Source organism: Wolbachia endosymbiont (group B) of Schoenobius gigantella (assembly GCF_964031005.1).
In the GTDB taxonomy this organism is placed as follows: domain Bacteria; phylum Pseudomonadota; class Alphaproteobacteria; order Rickettsiales; family Anaplasmataceae; genus Wolbachia; species Wolbachia pipientis.
The window spans coordinates 1,482,544-1,506,893 of sequence record NZ_OZ035002.1 but is presented as its reverse complement, the minus strand read 5'-3'; the positions used below and the strand labels follow the sequence as shown (position 1 = coordinate 1,506,893).

17 protein-coding genes and 8 pseudogenes are annotated in these 24,350 nt (G+C 35.4%); 11 read left to right on the top strand and 14 right to left on the bottom strand.

Features of this window, described 5'->3' with window-relative positions:
* Positions 1-47: 47 nt before the first annotated feature.
* Positions 48-2,846, top strand: coding sequence for a WPE palindromic element domain-containing protein (locus ACQH2O_RS07090; RefSeq protein WP_425385395.1), 2,799 nt, complete (start codon positions 48-50; stop codon positions 2,844-2,846).
* A gap of 117 nt (positions 2,847-2,963) precedes the next feature.
* On the opposite strand, the pseudogene ACQH2O_RS07085 reads toward ACQH2O_RS07090, so the two are convergent.
* A pseudogene (locus tag ACQH2O_RS07085) lies at positions 2,964-3,564 on the bottom strand (transposase); the annotation flags it as partial.
* A gap of 57 nt (positions 3,565-3,621) precedes the next feature.
* Here ACQH2O_RS07085 and ACQH2O_RS07080 point away from each other — a divergent pair.
* Positions 3,622-4,454, top strand: a protein-coding gene (locus tag ACQH2O_RS07080; protein ID WP_094189578.1) for an IS5-like element ISWpi1 family transposase whose coding sequence is annotated in 2 segments (ribosomal slippage) — positions 3,622-3,991 and positions 3,991-4,454 — 834 coding nt in all. Because the reading frame shifts where the segments join, the coding sequence is not laid out codon by codon here.
* Positions 4,455-4,686: 232 nt separating this feature from the next.
* A pseudogene (locus ACQH2O_RS07075) lies at positions 4,687-5,070 on the top strand (IS66 family transposase); the annotation flags it as partial.
* 28 nt (positions 5,071-5,098) lie between these two features.
* Here the strand turns inward: ACQH2O_RS07075 and ACQH2O_RS07070 are convergent.
* From ACQH2O_RS07070 to ACQH2O_RS07045, 6 genes and pseudogenes are all read right to left on the bottom strand, one after another.
* Positions 5,099-5,950: pseudogene (locus ACQH2O_RS07070) on the bottom strand (IS630 family transposase).
* A gap of 89 nt (positions 5,951-6,039) precedes the next feature.
* Positions 6,040-6,872 (bottom strand): IS5-like element ISWpi1 family transposase gene (locus tag ACQH2O_RS07065; RefSeq protein WP_264374449.1). Its coding sequence is split into 2 segments (ribosomal slippage): positions 6,040-6,503 and positions 6,503-6,872, totalling 834 coding nucleotides; the frame shifts between segments, so codons are not numbered across the junction.
* 59 nt (positions 6,873-6,931) lie between these two features.
* Positions 6,932-9,205, bottom strand: coding sequence for a polyribonucleotide nucleotidyltransferase (pnp, locus tag ACQH2O_RS07060; protein ID WP_425385175.1), 2,274 nt, complete (start codon positions 9,203-9,205; stop codon positions 6,932-6,934).
* Positions 9,206-9,219: 14 nt separating this feature from the next.
* Complete coding sequence (gene rpsO, locus ACQH2O_RS07055; RefSeq protein WP_006279944.1) at positions 9,220-9,492, bottom strand: 30S ribosomal protein S15; 273 nt, start codon at positions 9,490-9,492, stop codon at positions 9,220-9,222.
* A 12-nt stretch (positions 9,493-9,504) separates the two neighbouring features.
* Complete coding sequence (locus ACQH2O_RS07050; RefSeq protein WP_231115842.1) at positions 9,505-9,843, bottom strand: hypothetical protein; 339 nt, start codon at positions 9,841-9,843, stop codon at positions 9,505-9,507.
* Positions 9,844-9,850: 7 nt separating this feature from the next.
* Positions 9,851-10,701, bottom strand: a pseudogene (locus tag ACQH2O_RS07045) (IS5 family transposase).
* Between ACQH2O_RS07045 and ACQH2O_RS07040 the strand changes: the two are divergent.
* Positions 10,597-10,986 (top strand): hypothetical protein, encoded by a 390-nt coding sequence (locus ACQH2O_RS07040; protein WP_179943772.1) that lies wholly within the window; start codon positions 10,597-10,599, stop codon positions 10,984-10,986. The pseudogene ACQH2O_RS07045 and the gene ACQH2O_RS07040 sit on opposite strands and share 105 nt — an antisense overlap.
* 25 nt (positions 10,987-11,011) lie before the next feature.
* A pseudogene (locus ACQH2O_RS07035) lies at positions 11,012-11,994 on the top strand (IS4 family transposase); the annotation flags it as partial.
* A gap of 193 nt (positions 11,995-12,187) precedes the next feature.
* On the opposite strand, the pseudogene ACQH2O_RS07030 reads toward ACQH2O_RS07035, so the two are convergent.
* Positions 12,188-13,119: pseudogene (locus ACQH2O_RS07030) on the bottom strand (IS110 family transposase).
* A gap of 216 nt (positions 13,120-13,335) precedes the next feature.
* Here ACQH2O_RS07030 and ACQH2O_RS07025 point away from each other — a divergent pair.
* Positions 13,336-13,743, top strand: a pseudogene (locus ACQH2O_RS07025) (IS4 family transposase); the annotation flags it as partial.
* A 7-nt stretch (positions 13,744-13,750) separates the two neighbouring features.
* Here ACQH2O_RS07025 and ACQH2O_RS07020 read toward each other — a convergent pair.
* Positions 13,751-14,294 (bottom strand): annotated as a pseudogene (locus ACQH2O_RS07020) (DUF6444 domain-containing protein); the annotation flags it as partial.
* Between the two features lie 497 nt (positions 14,295-14,791).
* Here ACQH2O_RS07020 and ACQH2O_RS07015 point away from each other — a divergent pair.
* From ACQH2O_RS07015 to lepB, 4 genes are all read left to right on the top strand, one after another.
* Positions 14,792-15,817, top strand: coding sequence for a Fe(3+) ABC transporter substrate-binding protein (locus tag ACQH2O_RS07015; protein ID WP_010082338.1), 1,026 nt, complete (start codon positions 14,792-14,794; stop codon positions 15,815-15,817).
* Between the two features lie 203 nt (positions 15,818-16,020).
* A complete protein-coding gene (locus ACQH2O_RS07010; RefSeq protein ID WP_006280416.1) occupies positions 16,021-16,908 on the top strand; it encodes an aspartate carbamoyltransferase catalytic subunit in 888 nt (295 codons plus the stop codon).
* Between the two features lie 45 nt (positions 16,909-16,953).
* Entirely contained in the window at positions 16,954-17,085 is a 132-nt protein-coding gene (locus ACQH2O_RS07005) for a hypothetical protein (RefSeq protein WP_255317428.1), read from the top strand.
* A 772-nt stretch (positions 17,086-17,857) separates the two neighbouring features.
* Positions 17,858-18,604 (top strand): signal peptidase I, encoded by a 747-nt coding sequence (gene lepB, locus ACQH2O_RS07000; RefSeq protein ID WP_425385174.1) that lies wholly within the window; start codon positions 17,858-17,860, stop codon positions 18,602-18,604.
* A gap of 7 nt (positions 18,605-18,611) precedes the next feature.
* Here lepB and hscA read toward each other — a convergent pair whose 3' ends face one another.
* Genes hscA through iscU form a run of 4 tightly spaced genes read right to left on the bottom strand, consistent with a single transcriptional unit; the run spans position 18,612 to position 21,598 of the window.
* Entirely contained in the window at positions 18,612-20,360 is a 1,749-nt protein-coding gene (gene hscA, locus ACQH2O_RS06995; RefSeq protein ID WP_010082333.1) for a Fe-S protein assembly chaperone HscA, read from the bottom strand.
* Positions 20,338-20,796 carry an iron-sulfur cluster co-chaperone HscB C-terminal domain-containing protein gene (locus tag ACQH2O_RS06990; protein ID WP_425385173.1) on the bottom strand — a complete coding sequence of 153 codons (459 nt, stop codon included), beginning with the start codon at positions 20,794-20,796 and terminating at the stop codon, positions 20,338-20,340. The genes hscA and ACQH2O_RS06990 overlap by 23 nt, the downstream gene beginning before the upstream one ends.
* Positions 20,789-21,202, bottom strand: a complete 414-nt coding sequence (locus ACQH2O_RS06985; RefSeq protein ID WP_425385172.1) for a HesB/IscA family protein — start codon at positions 21,200-21,202, stop codon at positions 20,789-20,791. The genes ACQH2O_RS06990 and ACQH2O_RS06985 overlap by 8 nt, the downstream gene beginning before the upstream one ends.
* A 12-nt stretch (positions 21,203-21,214) precedes the next feature.
* Complete coding sequence (gene iscU / locus ACQH2O_RS06980; RefSeq protein WP_007548853.1) at positions 21,215-21,598, bottom strand: Fe-S cluster assembly scaffold IscU; 384 nt, start codon at positions 21,596-21,598, stop codon at positions 21,215-21,217.
* A 191-nt stretch (positions 21,599-21,789) separates the two neighbouring features.
* Between iscU and ftsY the strand changes: the two genes are divergently transcribed.
* Positions 21,790-22,701, top strand: coding sequence for a signal recognition particle-docking protein FtsY (gene ftsY, locus ACQH2O_RS06975; RefSeq protein WP_010962907.1), 912 nt, complete (start codon positions 21,790-21,792; stop codon positions 22,699-22,701).
* On the opposite strand, the gene radA is transcribed toward ftsY, so the two are convergent.
* Positions 22,688-24,031, bottom strand: coding sequence for a DNA repair protein RadA (radA, locus tag ACQH2O_RS06970; RefSeq protein ID WP_070356933.1), 1,344 nt, complete (start codon positions 24,029-24,031; stop codon positions 22,688-22,690). The two genes, ftsY and radA, sit on opposite strands and share 14 nt — an antisense overlap.
* Positions 24,032-24,350: the final 319 nt, after the last annotated feature.

Here is a 24,350-nt window from a genome sequence, read left to right as displayed (position 1 = left end):
TTGAATAATTTCTATACAATAAAATATTGTATTAATTGTTACTGTTAGTGGGAAGAGTTTTTACCGTTAATGTGGATGAATCTCTTTTTGATGTGCTGGTTCAGCACATATTTTCTGAATATGAAAGAGAAAAAATTCCTGAAGTAAAAATCATACTTCCTTGCAAGAGGGATGTGATAGCGCTGCTGAGTGCATTCAAGAATCATAACGCTAAAAAATGCATAATTTTGCCAGAGATAGTTTCGCTAGAGAATATTGATGAGGAAGATTTAATATTAAATCTTGATAGGGTTAAAGTTATCAAGCCAACAAAAAGGACACTGCTACTCATTCAATTCATATTGGAGTGGAATAGAAAAAATAATGATAATTTTCCAATTGATTTAGCTTATAGCCTGCCATCACTGCTTGATAAAATTCAATCTACCCAAACAACGGATTGTTATCAATTTGATGAACATTCAAAAAAAATAGAGAATTTCATAAGCTTACTCACTGAGACTTGGAGTAAAACTTTAAAAGATTTAGAAGTAGTAGATATATTAAAACATAAGAGTGATTACATAAACAATATGATAATCTCTTTACAAAAAGACCAATATATAATCTTTGTTGGAATTGGAAAGGATAAGTCGTTAATTAGGGCTATATATGATCTGCCATTTGGAAAAATAATTTTGCCTAACTTGAATTTGAAAATTAAAGAGAAAGACTGGAAATCGCTTGATAAAAAACATTATCAATATTGCCTGAAAGATCTGCTCGATTATTTAAAAGTGGATAGAAGGGATGTGAGTTTTCTGCCAGAAGCGTGTTCTCCAGTGCCCAGACACTGGGATCCAGAAAACTTAACTTTAAATGAGCGCACCAGGTGGCTGTATAATGAAAACTGGATCCCAGTGTCAGCTACTTGGATGACAGAAGAAAGGGCTGGGATAACAGGAAGTCCTGAGGAATATCTAGATTACGTCTTTGATACAACTGCCGATCTAAGCAAAGTTAGTAGTGGATATGTTGGCAATATTGAAGTCATCACTTGTGATTCCAGAGAGGAAGAAGCACAAGTGACATCATTAATTATAGAAAATGAAGGTTATGAAAACATTTCTTTGGTCGTCTTTGATAAATTACTTGCAGCTCGTATAGCATGTTTATCAAGGCAACACAGTGCCATACCGGAAAATTACCCTTATATAACGCTTCTGCTTTATAGTATCGAAGTTTTGACCTCAAATTGGAGCAGTGTGTCATTACTTTCGCTCCTTAAACATAGGCTAGTGACTTTTGGTTACACTCAAGAAGAGTACACTCGGATTTTATCTGAATTTGAAATAGAGATATTACGCAACTTTAGTACAAATGGTCTGAGCGATATTATAAATGCTATCAATGCCCATAAAAAGCTAAAATACAAAGAAGATATATTACTTATTATCAGTAAGTTAGAGGTTATATTTAATCCTTTACTTCGTTCTATAAATTGCTCTATTTTCGATGTGGTAGCAACTCATTTGCAGTGTATTAATATATTATCTGGTATAAATTTTTCAGAGCTAAATAGTGAAATAGGTAATTTTACCTGTAATTTCTCAAATGCATGTGAGGGTGTAGGAATTAAATGCTCCTTAGAGTTATATAGCCAAATTCTGACCTTATTTTTAGAGAAAGAGTTTTTCTTTGTAGCAAGTGACTTGAATAAATTCAGCTTATATCACAACAAAGTTGTAATACTTGCTGGATTTAATGAAGCGCCAAGCTTTCAAAGTCCGCTTTTGAATGCACTTACGAGAGAAAAATTTAATCTTCCTTCTGCACAAGAAGAGCAGGGGTATTTTTTTTATACTTTACACAATTTGTTTTGTGCAAGTAAGGTTTATATTACAAGATCGCTAAGCCATAGAAAGCCAATTCTATTGCAGCGTTTGGAAATTCTACTCAAGGAGGGGAAGCAGCCGTATCGTGATTGGCTAAGGATATTAAATACGCCTGAATGTACTGTTCCATGTACTCAGCCTATGCCAAAACCTCAAACCGAAGTTAGAAAAGAAAAAATGCAGGTGATGTCTTGCAGTGCAATAGAAAAGCTAATTCGTAATCCTTATTCATTTTACGTTGAATATATACTGGGTCTTAAACAATTAAGAGACTTGAATTTCAAGCCATCGATATTGGAATTTGGCACTATGGTACACAACATTCTTGCAAGATATTTACGCAACAAAAAATCTCCAATGAGCATTGCACGAGAAGCATTCTCGACTAGTCAGTTTAATTTTTCAAATATGTGGTGGGTAAGACTACAAAAGATAATTCAATCTTTTGTCGAATTTGATGAAACTCGAAGCAATTATGTTGAGTTGGAAAAGAACTTTTCCTGTCCGATATTTCATATTCCAGCGCGTGACACTGGTTCTTGTGATCAGTATGAAACTGCTTGGATGACAAATAAGCCACAAGAAATTTCACTGATAGCAAGATGTGATAGAGTTGAGTATCTACCAAGTGGGCAAGTGGCAATTATAGACTATAAGCTTGGTACACCACCTTCCAATGAAGAAGTAATGTCGGGATTTTTTCCGCAATTAATTTTACAAGCCTTAGCGGTAGAACATATAACAAAAAGAGAAGTCTCAGAACTTGCTTATTGGAAACTTGATTATGATAAAATAAAAGTTATTTCTATACAAAATTATAGATACAAAATGCAAGAATTAAAAAATGATCTGCCTGGTTTTTTATCTAACTATTTAAGTAATTCCACACCCTTTATTGCCTCTCCATATTTTGATAAATTCCTGAGATTTAACAGCTATAAACAGCTAGAAAGGGTAGGAGAGTGGTTGTAAATGGTGTCATCCGAGTACCTGACACTGGTTTCCATCCAAAAGGGTGTCATCCCAGTGCCCAGACACTGGGATGGCTTTGTTGCATCACACTTTATGAGATGGTGATTTATGGTAAATTCATGTAACTATCTCAAATTTAGCCATACCAATATCAGTGAATTTATTAAGCAAATAGCATTTAGTTCTTTTTCTCGATTTATCTCAGATTTATTCCTAAAACTAAATCCGAATATTTGCTTTAATCTTGAGAAAAACCCTTCAATATAAGATCTTTTCCCATAATTTACTTCTTTTTTCCATTCTTTCATGCCATCTTCACCGTATAATTTTATTAACCTAATAGCAGCATTCCTGTCAGACATATAATCTATTTCTGGATGTTCTGCCGCATTGTTTATTGGTGGAATTTTTGTCTTTATATCATATTCGTTACACAACTTATAAAACTTGTGCCTATCACATGCTCTATCTGCATATAGTGCTTTTATGGCATGCTGAAAATCAACTTCTTTTAGCAAATCACAAGCTCCATAGTGATCAGCCGTTACTGTATTTTACAGCTATGGCTTTTTTGTTGTTTATATTCAACATTACGTGCAATTTTCTCGTTTGCTCATAGCCACGATATTTTCTGTCAGTGCTATTTTCCTTCAGGAGTGTTGTTGTATATACTAATTCCTGTACTGTCTATAGCAATTTCGATATCTTCCATATTAGAGGTTGTCCGGAAACAAGTAAAAGGCTATAATATCTGAAATTTTAGTACGGGGTAAAGATGAGAAAAAAGTATCCAACAGATCTAAGCGAAAGGGAATGGGCAAGAATAGAAAAACACTTCAGAGTATCATACAAGAAAGGAGGAAGGCCGCCAAAGTATAGCAAAAGAGAAATATTAGAAGCAATTTTCTATGTATTGCGTACAGGGTGTCAATGGCGGTATTTACCAAATGATTTTCCGCTATGGAAGACTGTGTATGAGCAGTTCAGGCAATGGAAGAAGCAGGGAATTTTTGAGAAAATGAATTATGAAATTACAAAATATAGTAGAAGAAAAATAGGAAGGAATGAGCAGCCGAGTGCCTGTATAGTAGATAGTCAATCTGTAAAGACTACAGAAAAGGGGGGATCAAAGGCTATGATGGAAGTAAAAAAGTAAAGGGTAGAAAAAGGCATATAATTACAGACACTCAGGGTTTTATACTAGGTTGTTACGTAGGCGCTGCTAACGAAAATGATAGAGATGGTATTAAAATAGCATTAAACAATATGAGAACAAAATATACTAAAGTTAAAAAAATGTGGGCTGACATGGGATACCAAGGAAGAAATTTAAAGAATCACATAAAGGAAGAATATGACATAGATATTGAAATTGTTAAAAGGCCTCCATGTAGATTTTGGGTGCACAAAGATACGCCACCTGAGCTACTACCAACAAGAGAACAAGGGTTTAAAGTACAGCCAAGAAGATGGGTTGTAGAAAGGACTTTTGCTTGGGTTAATAGGAATAGAAGGCTATCGAAGGAGTATGATTTACTCACAACATCCACTGAGAATTTCATATACCTAGCTATGAGTAGGGTTATGTTAAAGAGGGAATATGCTTGAATTTACTAGTTTCCGGACAACCTCTAAGAGTAAACTTCTTGCGTTACCTCTCGTCATTCCAGTGCTTAACACTGGAATGACACCCTTTCTGGTGAAGGTTGTTCTCAAATCACAATGTTAGTACAATTGTGGTGTTAGCTATAGCTAACCCAAGGTATCCGTTCAGCGGAGTGGTAGAATAAGGTAGACAAAGTGATCTAAAAAGATAATCATAGAGCAAAAGTGAGGTAATGTGGTAAACCTTTTAGAACTTTGCAAAAATTTACAGCAAAAAATAGAAAAACTGAAAGCAGAGATAGAAAACTTAAAAGCAGAAAATAAAGCTTTAAAGATAGAGAACGCTGAATTAAAGGAAAGGCTTGGTTTAAACTCGAAAAATTCATCTCTACCGAGCTCTAAAGAATTGTACAAAACAAAAAAGGACAAGCCAAAAAGCGAAAGGAATGTTGGCGATCAGGTTGGGCATAAAGGAAATTTTCATGCTACAATGGAAGCGGATAAAGTAGTAAAAATAGAGTTGCCTAATATTTGCGAATGCGGAGGAGAGCTTGTAATATGTGAAAAACCTTATGTTCACCAAAAAGTTGATCTTCCGGAAATTAGGCCTTATGTAGTATAGCATTTCTCATAATAGTCCGAACAGGTCATAGGAAGGCAGAATCAACAGCACGACGAAAGGATTCGAATAGAGGAATGTTTTTCCTGGCTCTGTTTTTTATAGCAAATCAATGATGCTCAATTTTGTTGAAATCTGGAGAATAAGGCGGCAGATACAAAATTTCTGCACCAACCCCTTTAGCAAGCTCGATAATCTTATCAGACTTATGAAAAGTAGCATTGTCAAGAATGACAGTCTGTCCAGGTTCCAAGATCGGTGTCAAAAATTGCTCAAACCATCCATTAAAAACATCCATATTACAGTGGCCTTCAAAGGTTAACGGAACAACTATCTTTCTTCCACTTAAGGCTGCAACCATACTGATTCGTTGAGTTTTCTTTCCAGATTTTAAGGCATAAAACCGCTGTCCTTTCTGGCAATATCCGTAGTTCGGTGTTATCAATGCCAGACTCATCTATATACACTAAGTTTTTAGGTTCTTTTGTCGCTATAATTTTCAAAAATTCAGCACGTTTTTCTTCGTTTCTTTCCTTGTATCCATATGTCTTTTTTTGCGCGTAAATCCAATTTTTTTAAGGGCTCGATAGATCGTTTGGATACTAACGTTGTTCCAAAGTTTAGCCATTTCCGATAGAGTCTTTCCTCCGTGTTCTCTGGCAAATTTGGCAAAGGTATCCCAGTCGGTAATTTTGTGATTGTAACCCCCATTTCCAAGTTTTTTTGATTGAAAGTCTCCTGTTTCTTTTCTTCTTTGCTGCCACTCCCATAAAGTAGTTCGTCCAATCTTAAATCTTGCTGCCACTGTTTCTCTGCTTTCTCCTTCGTCTAGCGCTTCCATTGCTTTTTTTCTTAAATCATAACTATATGCTGCTGGCATTCAACCTCCTTATCATCATCTACCCTTATCCTATCACATCCGGACTTTTATGGAAAGAGCTATAAGAGGTTGTCCGGAAACTAGTAAATTCAAGCATATTCCCTCTTTAACATAACCCTACTCATAGCTAGGTATATGAAATTCTCAGTGGATGTTGTGAGTAAATCATACTCCTTCGATAGCCTTCTATTCCTATTAACCCAAGCAAAAGTCCTTTCTACAACCCATCTTCTTGGCTGTACTTTAAACCCTTGTTCTCTTGTTGGTAGTAGCTCAGGTGGCGTATCTTTGTGCACCCAAAATCTACATGGAGGCCTTTTAACAATTTCAATATCTATGTCATATTCTTCCTTTATGTGATTCTTTAAATTTCTTCCTTGGTATCCCATGTCAGCCCACATTTTTTTAACTTTAGTATATTTTGTTCTCATATTGTTTAATGCTATTTTAATACCATCTCTATCATTTTCGTTAGCAGCGCCTACGTAACAACCTAGTATAAAACCCTGAGTGTCTGTAATTATATGCCTTTTTCTACCCTTTACTTTTTTACTTCCATCATAGCCTTTGATCCCCCCTTTTCTGTAGTCTTTACAGATTGACTATCTACTATACAGGCACTCGGCTGCTCATTCCTTCCTATTTTTCTTCTACTATATTTTGTAATTTCATAATTCATTTTCTCAAAAATTCCCTGCTTCTTCCATTGCCTGAACTGCTCATACACAGTCTTCCATAGCGGAAAATCATTTGGTAAATACCGCCATTGACACCCTGTACGCAATACATAGAAAATTGCTTCTAATATTTCTTTTTTGCTATACTTTGGCAGCCTTCCTCCTTTCTTGTATGATACTCTGAAGTGTTTTTCTATTCTTGCCCATTCCCTTTCGCTTAGATCTGTTGGATACTTTTTTCTCATCTTTACCCCGTACTAAAATTTCAGATATTATAGCCTTTTACTTGTTTCCGGACAACCTCTTAATAAAAACCTGATGATGAATCATTATTACCAAATTTCGGCCTATTTCTGTTGCTGAAACCAGAACGAGGACGAGGAGGCCTCTTATGGTGACTTCCTCCAGGTTTTCTACTAAATGAATTATTGTAATAATTATCCCTGTCATTTGGACCATCTTTCCTTTCCTCGTTGTAAAGCTCACCTTCAAAAAACTCTCCCGTCTCTTGATCAACCCGACGTCTTGACAACTTTGGACACCCACCTTTTTCGAAGTCAATTACTAGTGCTTTGAAAGTATCATCTTGTTTAAGTACGCTCTCTATAGAATCTATATGTTCATTAGCTACTTCACTTATGTGCATTTTTCCTTTTCTGCCATTAAGAAATTCAAGCTCTACAATAGACTTCTCTATTCTTACAACCTTGACATCAACTATAGAACCTTGTTCTAGTTCTGTTATTGAATCAATCATCATACTCTTTGCAATTTCAGCTTCAGTGCCACTCGTAGCAAAAACAGAAACTTTACCATCATCTCCTATTTCAATTTTTGCATTACTTCTTTCACACACACTGCGTATATTTTTCCCCTTAGAACCTATAGCAGCAGAAATTTTGTCTTTATCTATGTAAAATGATAACATCCTTGGTGCATGGTCTTTGACATCATCACTGTGTTCTGAAATCACTGCATTCATTTTTTCTAAAATATGTAATCTTCCAGCTTTTGCCTGTTCTAAAGATTTTTCAACAATTTCAAAGCTTATACCAGAAATTTTCATGTCCATTTGTAGCGCCGTAACCCCTTCACTAGTTCCTGCTACTTTAAAGTCCATATCACCAAGATAATCTTCATCACCAAGTATATCGGAAAGTATTACATACTCGTCTTTATCTTTGATGAGACCCATAGCAATTCCAGCAACAGGGGCCTTTATTGGCACACCCGTATCCATTAAAGCAAGAGAAGTCCCACAAACTGTTGCCATAGAAGAAGAACCATCAGACTCCAAAATTTCGGACACTACTCTTATTGTATAAGGAAATTCAGACTTATCGGGTAAAACAGGATGAATTGCTTTCCAAGCAAGTTTGCCATGACCGATTTCTCTTCTTCCTGGTGCACGCGCAGCAGAAGTTTCTCCAACAGCAAATGAGGGAAAGTTATAATGCAACATGAAATGCTCACGTCTATCCCCTTCAATATCATCCACAATTTGCTCATCTTGAGTGGTGCCAAGAGCAGTAACAACCAGTGCCTGAGTATTGCCTCTTGTAAATAGTGCAGAACCGTGAGTTTTGGACAGAATATCAACTTCAACTTCTATCTGACGTATCTCATCATGCTTACGACCGTCTATCCTTACACTTTTCTTCCTAATTATTTCACGTACTAAAGATCTTTCAAAGTTTTTTACTGCATACGTAATTAACTTTTCGTCTTTTCCGGTTTCTTTAAGAGTATTCAATATATTCTCTCTGATCGCTTCTAGAGCTTGAACTCGCTCTTGTTTTACTGTTTGCGAATATGCTTTTTCAAAATCTTTACCGTATTTTTCGAGCTCTTGTGTTATATCTGATGCATCAATAGGGGCAAAGCTCTCAGGTTTATTGCCAATTGTATCAGCAAACTCTTTTATGAGCTTAATGACAGGCTTAAGGTGTTCATGGCCAAATTTTATTGCATTAAAAACATTTTCTTCAGAGAGCTCTTTCACTTCTGATTCAACCATTAAAATTGAATTTTCATCACCAGACAAAAACAGATCCAAGCTGCTTGCTTTCATCTCTTGAACAGAAGGGTTGAGTATATAGTTATTATTTTCATCACAACCAACCATCACTCCAGCTATAGTAAAGTGAAAGGGAACACCAGAAATTGCAAGAGCTGCAACAGCACCAATCAATGCTGGCACTTCAGGAGGATTGACTGTATCATAAGTTAATAGATTGCACACCACACTAATTTCATCATGAAATCCTTCTGGGAATAGTGGTCTTATACTTCTATCTATTACTCTTGAGATTAAAGTTTCTCTATCAGATGGCTTGCCTTCTCTTTTAAAAAACCCGCCAGGGATCTTACCCATGGCATAGCTTTTTGCGATAAACTGCACATTTAAAGGTAGGAAATCAACGCTTTCTTCCTTCTTTTTACGTACAACAGTTACTAAAACATAAGTATCACCGTAATTTACAACTACTGAACCATGAGCTTGGCGTGCTATTTTTCCTGTTTCTAAAGATAAGGCACGACCACCCCACTCTATAGATTTTTTTATAATTTTAAACATATTAAATTCCTCGATTATTTTCTAATGCCTAACTTCTCTATTAATTCCTGATAGGCTTCATTACCAAATTTACGCTTTATATAATTTAAGTGCTTGCGTCTTCTACCTATCAATATAAGTAAACCACGCTTAGAGTGATGGTCATGCTTGTGCACTTTAAAATGCTCAGTTAAGTTACTGATCCTCTCGGTCAAAATTGCACATTGTACAAAAGATGAGCCTGTATCATCTTCTTTAATTGCATATATATTTATCAAACTCTTTTTCTTTTCGGATGTTATCGACATCTAAACCTCATTTTAAATATTAAAAACACGAATAGGTTTCACACAACCATAAATAAAACTGCAGATTGCAATAGGTACACTACCCACCACCGTACAACAAATATCATGATTCTTTAAATTACGCAAGTTATTTAATACAACTTCCTGACCTTTTCTGATTTTCCCCGCATCTTCTAGGGAAATTTCAACTTTGAACATCGATTTTAAAGCCGATTCAATGGGGATGACGAAACTTTTTGTATTACTCCCTGTCACTCCATCATCTTCTGTCATCCCACCCCCCTCTGTCATCCAAGTAGCTGACACTGGGATGGCTTTGTTGCATCGCTCTTCGGATAGTAGGTAACGCACAATAAATTTATGAAGCTATCTCAAATTTAGCCATACCAATATCAGTGAACTTATTGAGCAAATAGCATTTAACAAGTAGTTCCTTCTCTCTATTTGTCTCAGATTTATTCCTAAAACTAAACCCGAATGTTTGTTTCAGTTGCGAGAAAAAACTTTCTATATAAGATCTTTTTCCATAACTCATCTCTTTTTTCCACTTCTTTATACCATCTTCATCATATGACTTTATGAGCTTGACTGCAGAATTTCTCTCAGCCATATAGTCTAACTTTGGATGCTCTGCTGCGTTGTTTTTCGGAGGAATTTTCGTTTTTATACCATATTGATTACACAGCTTATAGAGCTTTTCTCTGTCATATGCCCTATCTGCATATAGTACTTTTATGACATACTGAAAATCGACTTCTTTTAGCAAATCACAAGCTCCATAGTGATCAGCCGTTACTGTATTTTACAGCTATGGCTTTTTTGTTGTTTATATTCAACATTACGTGCAATTTTCTCGTTTGCTCATAGCCACGATATTTTCTGTCAGTGCTATTTTCCTTGCTGTGTGTTGTTGTATATACTAATTCCTGTACTGTCTATAGCAATTTCGATATCTTCTATATTATTTTCTGCAATCATTTATCTTAATATTAAGTTTCTTTTGATGCTTGTGAATAGCTGCAAATCTCTTCCTATTTGTTGCAAATACCCTTTTATAAACCCGACTGTTTGTCTTAAACCAATTCTAAAGAAACTGACGATTATATGCACCAAAATCACAACTTTATCACTATAAATATAGTTGCCGCCCTGCATTTTTGGACAATTCTCGTACCAATTTTCTATGGCGTCATTGATATAACAAAAAATGCTTCCTCTTTCTTGGAGAAATTTGTTATATTCATGGCAGTTACTGACTCTCATTTTTTGTGGCATATTTTTTCTTCAACAGTTAAATGGCTATTTATAATGAATTTTGTCAGTAACTGCCAGTTCTTTTCGCTTGAGCGATGCAACAAAGCCCACTGGGATCCAGTTTCACCTTGTGATGGTGTCATGAAAGTAGCTGACACTGGTTTCCATCCAAGACGGTGTCATTCCTTACTATTACCCACAAATATAAATGGACTAAAAAGTAAAATATTACAATATTAAAGTTTGCAAATATTGAGGGTGTAAAATGGCAAGTAAAAGTAGTGAATGGGCTAAAAATGAATTTGGAGATAAAAGGTTAACTGAGCGATTAGTAAAGATTGCTGATATGTTTGACAAAATTACCTGAAAGTTAGATTAATCAAGCATGTGAAAGTTGGTCAGAAGCAAAAACAGCATAACGTTTTTTTCAAAATGAGAATGTAAAAGAAAGTGATATTTTAGCTACACATATTAATAAGACGGTTGAGAGAACAAAAGCTCACAAGAGGGTTCTTGTCATTCAAGATACCAGTTACATTGTATATAATAACCATAAAAAAACAAGCGGATTAGCAAATTTGTCCAGTTATGATACTGCAAAAGGTATTATAATGCATACAGCTCTTGCCGTTAGTATAGAAGGTTTGGTACTAGGGATACTAGATCAAAAAGTTTATTCAAGACCTGAAGAAACTGAGAACCTTAAAAAAAAGAGCGATCGCATTGAAGATAAAGAAAGCGTAAAGTGGTTGGAAACTTTAAGAAAAACAAATAATATTATTGATCCAACTCAAACTGAGACTATAACTGTATGCGATAGAGAAGCAGATATATATGACTTTTTTGAGCTTGCACATAATCTTAATTCGGCAGTGCTAGTTAGAGCATGCAGAGATAGAGCAGTAAATAGAAAATCTCGATATCCTGAAAAAGGTGAGCAGAAGTTATGGGCATTTATTAAATCCTCTCATTGTGCAGGTACGGTAGAAGTTGAAGTTCCTGTAAAAGATAATAAGCCAAAAAGAACAGCACGTTTGGAAGTTAGATTTGGAAAGTTTATGATGAATCCATCTAAGAATAATATTAGGCATAAGACGGAAGAACTACCTAAATTACCACTTTATGCAGTTTATGTTGTTGAGAAAACTCCCCTTCCCTTAAAAAAAACCGCTAGAATGGATGCTATTAACGAATCTTTCAGTTAATACTTTCGATGAAGCTGTTGAAAAAATTAGTTGGTATCAACTATGTTTTTTAAAAATTTTTTTATTTGTGTAATTTTGCAAATTATATGGGCAATAAAAACCCGTTTGTCATAGAAATAGAATTTTATATCAAACAGCTACCACAGCAATTTCTGCTTAAGCTAATGAATATGTGCTTTAAGTCTGTGTGGACGCACATATTCATTAGCCAATTTCAGTTACCGTTGTGAAGATTTTTAAGTATGCAAATTAATTGCTTCTTTAAGTCTTGTATTAGCAATTACTATAATTTTACGCATTAGGGCTGTTATAGCCACCATCTTCTTCTTACCACTTTCAACAAGCTTAGAATAAAAGGCGCCAAGTATAGATTTTGACCTTGTAGCAGCCATAGCGGCTGTAAAGAGCTTTGAACGAACGTTACTTCTACCACCTGTAATCCTTCGGTAACCAACAGCTTTACCACTTTCTTTTGGATGCGGTGCAACTCCGGCAAGACTTGCTACTTCTTTTCTATTTAAGTAACCAAGCTCTGGCATTAAACACAAAAAATCTTGTGATAACTTTTCCAGGAACTGTTTTAAGAATTTTTTGGCGTTGTTGTAATTCGCGGCTTTCATCAATAATCTTTTGTATAGTATCATTGAGTTCGTTTATTTGACTATCGAAAAACTCAATGGTCTTTTGACAGCTTTCTTTTATATGATCATTTTCCGGTGCTTCAAGTCTGCATTTTTCTTGAGTTCTCATTTGCGTAATATCATCACGACGTTGACAAAGTGCAGCCAAAGTTGATTGTTCTGTAGAGGTAGGTACAAATAGAGAGATAGTTCTATGGCGTTCAAATCCATATTGAGCAAGAGCTCTTGCATCTAGACTTTGCTAAAGTTCCGTGAGATAAAATAAAGCTTTTTACTTTACGAGTATTAGCTCGATGCACGGCAATATTTTTGTCGGTAAGAAAATGTGATAAGCCAAGCTCATATTTCCCTGTATTTTCTAAAGTCACTAAAGCATTAGGTAGAATATCTGAAAACTCTTGAAATAATTGTTGCCAACCAGAAGCATTATTATCAAATTCGACAGCATTCTTCTGTTTGTGAATTGCAACGATATTTTTAAATTTTCCGATGTCAATGCCAATAAAATTTTGATAAGATGTAACCATAATAAACCTCGATAGTTTTAGTTAATTTAAGATTGTAAACGGGTGCATATATATGTCCCAAGCAACTATTCAAACGTATCGAGAGATAGGGCTAGCGTACCTTGATACCAACGGTTGTAATACCAATTTCCTTTCGGTCGCGCACGCCCGCTATTCCTAGTGAGCAGGGTTATCTTTCTCTCTTATCTCTTTTATATCACGTTTTTAACTTACAATTGCCTTAGATGGAAAATAGAGATATTACATAAAATTTTAAATCCGGTCTCAAAGTTGAAGAATGTAGGCTTGGAATAGCAGAAAGACTAATGAGATATCTAACAGTTATGAGTATTATTGCTTGGAGGATCTTCTTTATTACATCAATTGCAAGAGCTAACCCAACATTACCATGTACTACCTTATTAGCTGAAGAAGAATGGAAAGTTTTATACGTTAAAATACACAGAAAACCATGTCCAAGTGTAGTTCCCAACATAAAAGAAGCTGTTTCATGAACTTGGAGGCCATTTAGCAAGAAAAAATGACCCAAAACCAGGACCAATTACTCTTTGGAAAGGATATAAACGTCTCTTTGATTTAGCAGAAGGATGGCGACTTGCTCACGAACTTTATATTTGTGGGTAATAGTAAGATTTGATATGCTGCCAACACTTATGTTCAAATTAAAAATGTCATTTATGATACTAGCCACTTCACGCTTTGAGTTTTTGTAAAATTCGCTGAGTGCTGCAATTATAGACTTAACCCTTGGACCAAATGTATCTGGCGTAACACCTTCTGGTAACTTGCTACTTTTTCTTTTTCTGCATCTCCAACAACGACCATGTTCCAATTACTACATAAGGCCTAATTTCCGGAAGATCAACTTTTTGGTGAACATAAGGTTTTTCCCATATTACAAGCTCTCCTCCGCATTCGCAAATATTAGGCAACTCTATTTTTACTACTTTATCCGCTTCCATTGTGGCATGAAAATTTCCTTTATGCCCAACCTGATCGCCAACATTCCTTTCGCTTTTTGGCTTGTCCTTTTTTATTTTGTATAGCTCTTTTGAGCTGGGCAGGGATGAGTTTTTTGAATTTAAACCGAGCCTTTCCTTTAATTCAGCGTTCTCTATCTTTAAAGCTTTATTTTCTGCTTTTAAGTTTTCTATCTCTGCTTTCAGTTTTTCTATTTTTTGCTGTAAATTTTTGCAAAGTTCTCAAAGGTTTACCACATTACCTCACTTTTGCTCTATGATTATCTTTATTATCTTGCTTTGTCTACCTTATTCTACCACTCCGCTGAACGGATACAATTTACTAAACAGAAAAAAAGGCAAAAGAAACCCTAGGGTAGCTAGTTATTCACTATCCATTTTTTAAGTTGGCGTTTTTTAATGTTTTAAATAGCGCATTTCAGCTTATATTAGGTAAAAACCTAGAAATTTTATAAAGAAATAAGGTGCACATAGTGCAAAAAATTAAGCATGATTTACGCCAAATACATTAAGTTTTTTGTCATTAATCCACTGCAGAGATTGCGAAGATAAATAAATAGCTTCAGTGTTATAATAAGGGGGCTGGCGAAGCTTGTCAAGGAAGTTTTTATGATTTATCTAACGAACTTTACACTTGCTAAAGTTGTACCATCTTGGTAACTTTAACTGAAAGAAGTTATTTTTTATCCAATATGAAAAAAGCCTTTATATTCACATCCTTAATAGCAATTATATTGATAGTTATTACTTATTTATACAGAAACGACGGAACTAATGACTCACAAGTGGTAAATGTTTATTCATCGCGCAAAGAAGAATTAGTACGTACTTTGTTTGATGAATTCACGAAAAATACAGGTATTAAAGTACGTTACATCATTGATGATTATTCTCAGCTACTTTCACGAATGGAAAACGGTGGTGAAGCTGACTTATTTTTGACTGCTGATGCAATCAACTTAATTCTAGCAAAAAAAAGAGGACTTTTATCTCAAGTAGATTCAGAGGTTTTAAAAAGTGTTATACCTGCAAGATTTAGAGACAGTGAAGATTATTGGTTTGGTCTTACAAAAAGAGCTAGGATATTGGTTTACAATAAAGAGTCAGTAGACCCTAAGGACTTAAGTACTTATGAAGATTTAGCAAATGAAAAATGGAAAGGAAAAATATTAGTGCGTTCTTCTACAAGTCCATATAACAGATCGTTAATTGCTTTTATGATTGCAAATAATGGTTTTGAAAAGACGAAAGAATGGGTAAGCGGAATTGTGAGCAATATGGCAAGAAAACCAAGTGGTGGTGATACTGATCAAATTTACGCCGTAGCAGCGGGTGAGGGAGATGTTGCAATAGTAAACAGCTACTACTTTGCGAGAATTCTTTCATCAGAAAATAAAAAGAATGTTGCAGACAAGCTAGGGGCTTTTTTTCCTAATCGCAACGATCACGGTGTAATGGTAAACATCAGTGGTGCAGCAGTAACAAAAAACGCAAAAAACAGGGAAAATGCTATAGTCTTATTGGAATTTTTAGTAAGCAAGCAGGCTCAAGAGTTATACGCTAAAAAAAACCAAGAATATCCTATTATTGAAGGCGTTGAAACTTCCGATATACTAAAATCTTGGGGAAATTATTCACAAAGTGATTTGCCTCTAAGTGAACTTGAGAAGCATCTTTTTGAGGCTGTTATGATAGCGGATGAGTGTAAGTGGAAGTAATCCCCAGCGCCACTAAACATTGGGATGAAAGATTTATGCTAATATACCTTACTCTTGACTCGCTGAACTTTTTCTTCCTTCTAACTTAATTTTGACTTTACTATCTTTTTCCGTTCTTTCACCAAAACAATTGCTGCACAAGAAGTCTATTGAAAAAAGGTAATAAGAAAGTAGAATAGGTTCAAGTAGTTGAAAAGGAAACTATGAACAAGAGAAGGAATTTGTTAAACATCTCAGACCTTACAGTCGATGATGTAGAAAATATAACTAAGTTGGCCAACCAGTACCTTAAAAAAGAAGTTGCAAATAGTCATATCTTGGAAAATAAGACAGTAATAAATTTATTCTTTGAAGATTCAACGCGTACACTTGCGTCTTTTGAAATAGCAGCAAAAAGCCTTGGAGCAAATGTTGTAACTTTGCCAATAAGATCTTCTTCTATTAACAAGGGAGAAGATCTAAAAGACATGATCAAAACATTAAATGCAATGAATCCTGATTACATAATAATCAGGCATAAAAGTAGTGGTATCATTAATACACTGGCAAAGTATGTTAACTGCTCGCTAATCAATGCAGGCGATGGAAGTAGTGAACATCCAACTCAAGCTCTTGCAGACTATCTTGTAATCAGCAATCACAAAAAGCAAATAAAGGACCTCAAAGTTGTGATATGTGGAGATATTCTGCACAGTAGAGTTGCAAGATCAAATATAAGATTGCTAAAAATGTTTGGAGCAGAGATAAACTTGGTCGCACCACCAACTTTGATTTGTAAGCATTTTCCTGAAGTAGATTCAGTCCATTATTCATTAATTGAAGGTATAAAGGATGCTGACGTAATTATGCTTTTGAGATTGCAGAAAGAGCGCATGAATAATAGTTCTTCAGAGAAAGAATATTTTTATTTGTATGGACTTGATTCACAAAAGCTATCATACGCAAAACCAGATGCGATTGTTATGCACCCAGGGCCAATAAACAGAGGGATTGAGATTAGCAGCGATGTAGCAGATTGTGTTATTTTACAGCAAGTAGAATTTGGATTGGCAATACGTAAGGCAGTGTTGCACTATTATAGGCCTTGCTAATATTAAAAGATGCTACACAACTAATGCAAAAAGGGGGGGCATGAAATGACAAGGCTTGTAAATGGTTTGAGAATGGCCATTAAGATGTTAAGGCCGAGGATATGGTGTGGAAGTTTTTACGAAAGCCTGAAGTCAATCAACAACCTTGCAGAACGGCAAATTAGACGGCTATCGTAAAAACAGCTTTTTCACCTGGTCGGAACATGGAGAAAGATTTGTGGAAAGAATGTTGTCGATATTTTTGACATCACGTCTCAATGGCCAAAATCCCTTCCAAAAGTTACGACTGCTTAGTTCTTTATTCATTCTCACAATCCGTGAACGGTTACAACCTAGATTCCAGTGGGCTTTGTTGCATCGCTAGCTATGATGGATTAAAGATAAAAAAGATAGCGAATATCAGTAGCTTATTATTCTGGTATTTATAACAAGAACGGTCAATGAATACCTAAATTTGAGTAAAAGAAATTTCACTACCATTTACCAATCCGGCTAAAATTCAAGAATTTCAATGCTTTAGCTATTTTCAATAGAATTAAATTTATTAATATAAATAACAAATTACTATTCTTAAATTTGATCAGATTGATTGCAAAAAAACAAGATTTTCAATAGGTTGCTTATAATCCTAACTATAGTTAGCCTTTCATAAGTAGCGATGCAACAAAGCCATTCCAGTGTCAGCTACTTTCATAACACCATATTACCTTAACAAAAGCAAATGTTCGTACAGATGTGCATCAGCTACTTTCATCTGCCACCTGCAAATTGCAATGTTCGTACAGTTATGTGTCACGCTACTTGGATGACACCGTTGAAAGAAATGAACCGCCTTTTCAAAATTGTTTTGAATAGAGGAATAACATTCACAAGTAAAATTTCATATTACCATTTTTTAATTTATGTATTATAATAAGCTTAATCTATAAGAAAAACAAAGTTGGAAAAGTTGGAAGAACTAAGCAAAAACTGGGTGATAAGAACGGGAAGATTTTTATCTTCATTGTTTTTTTTACTGTTGATTGCGCTATCAATACGTAGTTTTTTATTCGAGCCATTTCATATACCTTCTGGTTCAATGAAAAGCACCCTACTTGAAGGGGATTACATTTTTACTAGTAAATATTCATACGGTTACAGTAAACACTCCTTTCCATTTTCTCCAAACATTTTTAGCGGCAGGATTTTTTATACCCCTCCAAAGCGTGGCGACATAGTAGTTTTCAAACCCACAAGAAATGACAGCATCAGGTTTGTTAAGCGAGTAATAGGAACACCAGGTGACAAAGTGCAAATGATAGAGGGAGAATTATACCTAAATGATCAGAAAGTAGAGCGAAGGCAAATTGAAAGTTTTTTTGATTATGAGTCAAATCGTAACATACCAAGATATATAGAAACGCTTTTAAGTGTCAAGGAACATGAGATTTTGGTAGATGACATTTCTAATAAGCTATCATATAACACTCCGGTTTATTATGTACCTAACGATCAATTTTTCGTTATGGGAGACAATAGAAATAATTCTTTAGATAGTAGGTTTCCTGAAGTTGGTTTTGTACCAATGGAAAATATCATTGGGCGTGTAAGCATAGTTGGTTTATCATTTAAATTAGGAAAGGTCGATTGGTTACCATTTAATTTCAGGTTACCTGTTGCTTTGAGATTAAATAGGGTATTGCACAAGGTTGTGTAAGCTTTTTCTACCTATTTGTTAATTCACACAACTCTAAAGAAGAATTTTCTAACTCGGCGATAGTGTTGTTAATTTCATTCAAGTCATTGCCTTGTAAAGCGTTTTTTGCATTTTGTAATAGGTTTTTCAACTTTTGATCAGTGGAAAGGTTATTATTGTTTTCAACCAAGTGTATGAGTTTATTTCCATTAATTTTAGCACCTGCAAGGGAACGAGCCTTCATATCTTCGTCAAAACTGTTTATTGACTGGTTAACCATATTTTGAACATCAGCTTCACTCAAGCCAAAACTTGAATTTACTTTAACTGTCTGCTCAATTCCAGTAGTTTTTTCTCTTGCAGTAACAGTCAAGATTCCGTCAACGTTAACTGTAAATTCTATTTCAACTCTTGCAGAACCTGCAGGCAGTGGCGGTATACCTTTTAGTTCAAACTGCGCTAGAGATTTGTTATCCTCTATCATTTCACGTTCTCCCTGACAAACATGAATTTTCATTGCTGTTTGCCCATCAATATAAGTTGTAAACTCTTTTGTTTCTGAAACTGGCAGTGGCGTATTTCTTGGTATGATTTTTTCAACTATGCCTCCCATAGTTTCTATGCCAAGTGATAGAGGTAAAACATCCAGGAGAATATTCCTATCTTTTGAGCTCGAAGTTAAATCATGAGCCTGCAGAGCTGCCCCAATGGCAACTGCTTTATCTGGATCCACGTCATTTAGTACTTTATTTCCAAAGAGTTTGACTAGTGAATTTTGAACCAATGGTGTTCTAGTTGCACCACCAACTAAAATTACTCCTTTTATATCATCAATTTTAAGATCTATATCACTTATAGTACGAGTGACTATATTGATAGTCTTATTGACCAAAGAACTGATTGCCTGCTCGAATTCTTCTCTGGTAATTTCGCACTCAAATGGCTTGCCGTTAACATTAAATTCGAAGATACCTATAGTGTGATTGCTTAGGTACTCTTTCACAGAGCGTGATTCGATAAGTAAGGAATTTAGTTGCTTAGCCGTCTTTTCTCTATACTTATCAATCACAATTGAACTCAGCAAATGATCAAAATCATCACCGCCGAGTTTGGTATCACCACCAACTGCAAGAACTTGAAACACTCCTTGATGCAATTTCAATATCGAAATATCAAATGTTCCACCACCAAGGTCATAAACTGCATATATTCCACTGTTATTGTTCTTTTCAATGGAGTAAGAAAGCGCTGCAGCGGTTGGCTCGTTAACGAGGCGAAGAACTTCTATGCCAGCTAATTTTGCTGCATATTTAGTTGCGTTACGTGCTGAATCGTCAAAGTAAGCTGGCACAGTAATTACTGCTTTTTTTACTTCCAGCCCCTTAGACTTTTTTACCCTCTCACATAAAGCTTTTAATATCTCAGCAGAAATCTCAACAGGAGTAAGATACTTTTCCTCCGAACATTTTACTCTAATAACTTTTTCACTTTCGTTATCTATTTCAAAATAAACACCCATCTTGTTCAAATCTTTAACACTTTTACCCATTAAACGTTTTATTGAGTGGATTGCATTTGAGCCAACATCATAGCCAGTTTTCAATGTATTATTTTCACATGAAATGATAGAAGGTAATAGCTCTCTTCCCTGTTCATCTTTAAATATCTCCACGTTGCCAGCTTTATTTACCATAGCAATTAAAGAGTTGGTAGTGCCAAGATCTATACCAAAAACTACTTCATTTGAATTTGGTTCAGAAATTTGAATTGGTTGCATTTTTCTTCATCTCCTCAAATGACTTGTATAAATATTTCAATCTTAAGACTTGTGTAGCAGCTCTATCAAAATTCTTTACAGCAAAAGTGTTAATTAGATTTTTAATGCAACCTTTTATTTTTTCATCGATCATCCTACTTGCAAATTGTAGATCGTCGCAGTCTAGTAAGTACTCTCTTATTTCCATTGATTCACTTAATATTTCAGAATTTAAGTGGTCCTTTTGGCTTTTCACATTAAAAAAATCCAGCAAATGCTCAGCACGTTTTAGCGGTGACTTTAGTATCTGATAAGCTCTGTTAATATTTTCCATGTTTTGGGACTGTCTTTCATTTATATCAGTCCTGCTTAGCTCAATATATTTTTTCTCTAACTCATCAAAGCTGATATTGAAAGTTGGTTCAATTTCAAACAATGCAAAATAGTTGCTAGACATGAAAACTCTTTCCACAACCACATTTTCCTTTCTCATTAGGATTTTTGAAAACAAAACCCGATGAAAATTTTTCTTCTACATAATCCATTTCAGAGCCAAGAATAAACATGACGGATTTTGGGTCGATCAACACTTTAACTTTTTGGCCATCACTACAGTTTTCTTCAATTACCGACTCTAAAGGACGAGTATCATATGCATATTCAATATCATATTTTAAACCAGAACATCCTTTTTGCTTAATTAGCACTCTTATTCCTATTGCTTCTTCCGGTTTCTCAAGGTTAGTATGCTTCTTTTGGTCCAATAAATACCTTATCCTTTCTACTGCTTCCGCAGTTATAGTGATAAGTTTTTTATTCTTTTTTACAGTTTCACCTCCGCCTACTTCTTGATATTCACCCATGTTCGTAGCTTCTTAATTCTTTTGTTTACTTTGATAGTCATGAATAGCAGCCTTTATAGCATCTTCAGCAAGTACCGAACAGTGTATCTTCACTGGAGGTAAAGACAACTCTTCCACTATTTGAGTATTCTTTATCTGTGTAACGTCACTGATGGTTCTTCCCTTTATCATCTCTGTTAACAAGGAACTTGAAGCAATGGCAGAACCACAACCAAAAGTTTTAAATTTTGCATCTTCAATAACACCTTTGTCATTGACCTTTATCTGCAATTTCATTACATCACCGCACGATGGTGCACCAACTAGGCCAGTACCAACATTTGGATCATTTTTATCCAGAGAGCCAACATTCCTTGGATTTTCGTAATGATCTAAAATTTTCTCATTGTAACTCATAAAATTACCTGTGAACCGCTATTCTACATTATAACATATTTAGGTTAAAAACTAAAGTAAAATACACTCAAAAAGTGTAATTTTTGTAAGGTAAAATTGTAGTTTTTGAGTGCATTTTACTTTACAAATTCGCGTAGTGCATGTCATTCTTTATATTGTAATTAAGTTTATAATTTAAAAAGGAGTATCCCTTGAGTTTGTTTAGTAACCTTTATCAGGGCCTGTTAAAAACTTCTTCTCGCTTTAGCGACGGGGTGAAAAGTATTTTTTCTGGCAAAAAAAAATTAGATCAGTCGCTTTTAGATGAATTAGAAGAATTGCTAATTAGCATGGATATTGGTCATAAAACTTCCAAGTTGATTATCGATAGGCTCACAAGCATCAAATTTGACAAGGAAGTTGAGTATAATACCATCACACAGCAGCTAATGAGCGAAATAGAATCGATATTGAACCCTGCTGTGCAACCGCTAATTTTAAACAAAAAACCACATATAATAATGGTATGCGGAGTAAATGGTAACGGTAAAACCACGACTATAGGTAAGCTCGCATATAAATATAAGGAAATGGGAAAATCCGTTATGCTTGTTGCATGCGACACATTTAGAGCTGCTGCTAGTGAACAATTAAACATTTGGGCAGAACGTTCTGATTGCTTGATTGTTACTGGAGAGTACGGTAGCGACTCTGCAAGTGTGGCATATAGAGCTGTAAGTCAAGCTATAAAAGATAACGTTGATGTTGTTCTAATTGACACAGCAGGAAGGCTGCAAAATAATGTGAACCTTATGGAGGAGTTATCAAAAATATATAGAACGATAAAGAAATTGGATGACACTGCCCCTCATGACGTTATTTTAGTTCTTGACGCAACTACCGGCCAAAATGCTTATAGCCAATTAGAAGCATTTAGCAAAATGGTTAATGTTACCGGGCTAATCGTAACAAAGTTAGATGGCACTGCTAAGGGCGGAGTGGTAATTGGACTTGCAGAAGCTTATAAGATAAAGTTACATGCTATAGGAATTGGCGAAAATATAGAGGACTTAAGGGAGTTTACTAGCAAAGAATTTGCTGAAGCGTTATTTAATTGTAATTAAAGACTTCTCTTAATTCCCTTACGTGACCAAGCTTGATTATTTCAATATCATGAGAAGAATAGTTACCATTTTTAGGCATAATTGCTTTTTTGAATCCTAACTTTTGTGCTTCTTTTAGTCTGAGATCAGCATGCGAGATGTTCCTAATTTCTCCTGAAAGTGCAACTTCACCGCAGATTATTGAAGAAGTTGGCAGCGGTAAATTTACTATACTTGAAATAAGGGAAGCAGCAACAGCAAGATCAGCCGATGGTTCCTGTATTTTGAGTCCCCCTGCAATGTTTAGGTATACCTCTTTATCATGCAAAAACATTTTGCAACGAGCATTTAGCACCGCGATGATCATAGCCAATCTATTAATATCCCACCCAACTACTGCCCTTCTTGGGGTTGCCATATTAGTCCCTGCTATTAATGCTTGCACTTCCATTAAAATTGGTCTTGAACCTTCAATTCCTGCAAATACGGCGCTGCCAACTACTTCTCTGTCATGGGCCATCAGAAACAATGATGATGGATTATCAACAGGCACAAGTCCTGCTTCAGACATCTCAAAAACACCAATTTCATTTGCAGGGCCAAATCTATTTTTAATAGTACGCAAAATGCGATATTGATTGCTATTTTCACCTTCAAAATATAATACCGTATCCACCATATGCTCCAGAGTTTTGGGTCCAGCTATTTGTCCATCCTTAGTTATATGACCAACTATTAAAAGAGAAACACCATATTGTTTCGCAAGAATAGTTAATTCATGTGCGCAAGTACGAACCTGAGTTACAGTTCCTGGTGCCGATGTAATTCTGCTATCATACATTGTTTGTATAGAGTCAATTACTAAGAATTTAATACTTTTGTTTTCCTTTATTGTTGCTACTACATCAGTTAAAGACACTGTAGATAAAAGCTTAATTTTAGGTTCATTTATCTTAAGACGCTTTGCTCTGAGACTCACCTGCTCTAAAGACTCCTCGCCGGATACATAAAGACATTCAAAAGAGGAAAGTTGCACAACATTAGCTGCAATTCTAAGCAAAAGGGTGGATTTTCCAATACCAGGTTCGCCACCAATTAAAATGCTAGCACCTTGAACGATACCCCCACCAAAAACTCTATCTAATTCTTCTATTCCTGTTAAAAAACGACTTGGAGTGATAATTTCGCTACCCGATAACGTCTTTATTAAAATTGGTGCAGATATACTTCTTTTGCCCGTTTTTACTGCTATTTCCTCAACAATTGTATCCCAATTGTCACATGCGATGCACTTCCCTACCCACCTACCAGTGCTGTGACCACAGGATTGACATACATATACAGTTTTCATCAAAGCCAAAATTATTTTGTTGTAATTGTAATAAAAATTAGCTGAATATGCGAAGTAAATCTATAGCTAACCCAAGAAAGGGTTCCCTATGTCATACCGCGATTCATTCGCGGTATCTCTAGATCCCGCTAACAAGTAGCGGGATGACGAGCTTATCGTCACGCCGCCGCGAACCGTCATACCGCGATTCATTCGCGGTATCTCAAAGCATAGATCCCGCTAACACGTAGCGGGATGACGGTTGTCGTTTAGCTACAAACGTTAAGAAATTTACCAAATGAAAAAAAAGGCAAAAGAAGCCCTGGGGTTATTATCCGCT

Excerpts from the sequence above, each read along its gene's own strand:
- pnp (WP_425385175.1), bottom strand. The coding sequence starts at position 9,205 with ATGTTTAAAATTATAAAAAAATCTATAGAGTGGGGTGGTCGTGCCTTA.
- rpsO (WP_006279944.1), bottom strand. The coding sequence starts at position 9,492 with ATGTCGATAACATCCGAAAAGAAAAAGAGTTTGATAAATATATATGCA.
- ACQH2O_RS07040 (WP_179943772.1), top strand. The coding sequence starts at position 10,597 with ATGCACCAAAATCACAACTTTATCACTATAAATATAGTTGCCGCCCTG.
- ACQH2O_RS07015 (WP_010082338.1), top strand. The coding sequence starts at position 14,792 with ATGAAAAAAGCCTTTATATTCACATCCTTAATAGCAATTATATTGATA.
- ACQH2O_RS07010 (WP_006280416.1), top strand. The coding sequence starts at position 16,021 with ATGAACAAGAGAAGGAATTTGTTAAACATCTCAGACCTTACAGTCGAT.
- ACQH2O_RS07005 (WP_255317428.1), top strand. The coding sequence starts at position 16,954 with ATGACAAGGCTTGTAAATGGTTTGAGAATGGCCATTAAGATGTTAAGG.
- hscA (WP_010082333.1), bottom strand. The coding sequence starts at position 20,360 with ATGCAACCAATTCAAATTTCTGAACCAAATTCAAATGAAGTAGTTTTT.
- ACQH2O_RS06990 (WP_425385173.1), bottom strand. The coding sequence starts at position 20,796 with ATGTCTAGCAACTATTTTGCATTGTTTGAAATTGAACCAACTTTCAAT.
- ACQH2O_RS06985 (WP_425385172.1), bottom strand. The coding sequence starts at position 21,202 with ATGGGTGAATATCAAGAAGTAGGCGGAGGTGAAACTGTAAAAAAGAAT.
- iscU (WP_007548853.1), bottom strand. The coding sequence starts at position 21,598 with ATGAGTTACAATGAGAAAATTTTAGATCATTACGAAAATCCAAGGAAT.
- radA (WP_070356933.1), bottom strand. The coding sequence starts at position 24,031 with ATGAAAACTGTATATGTATGTCAATCCTGTGGTCACAGCACTGGTAGG.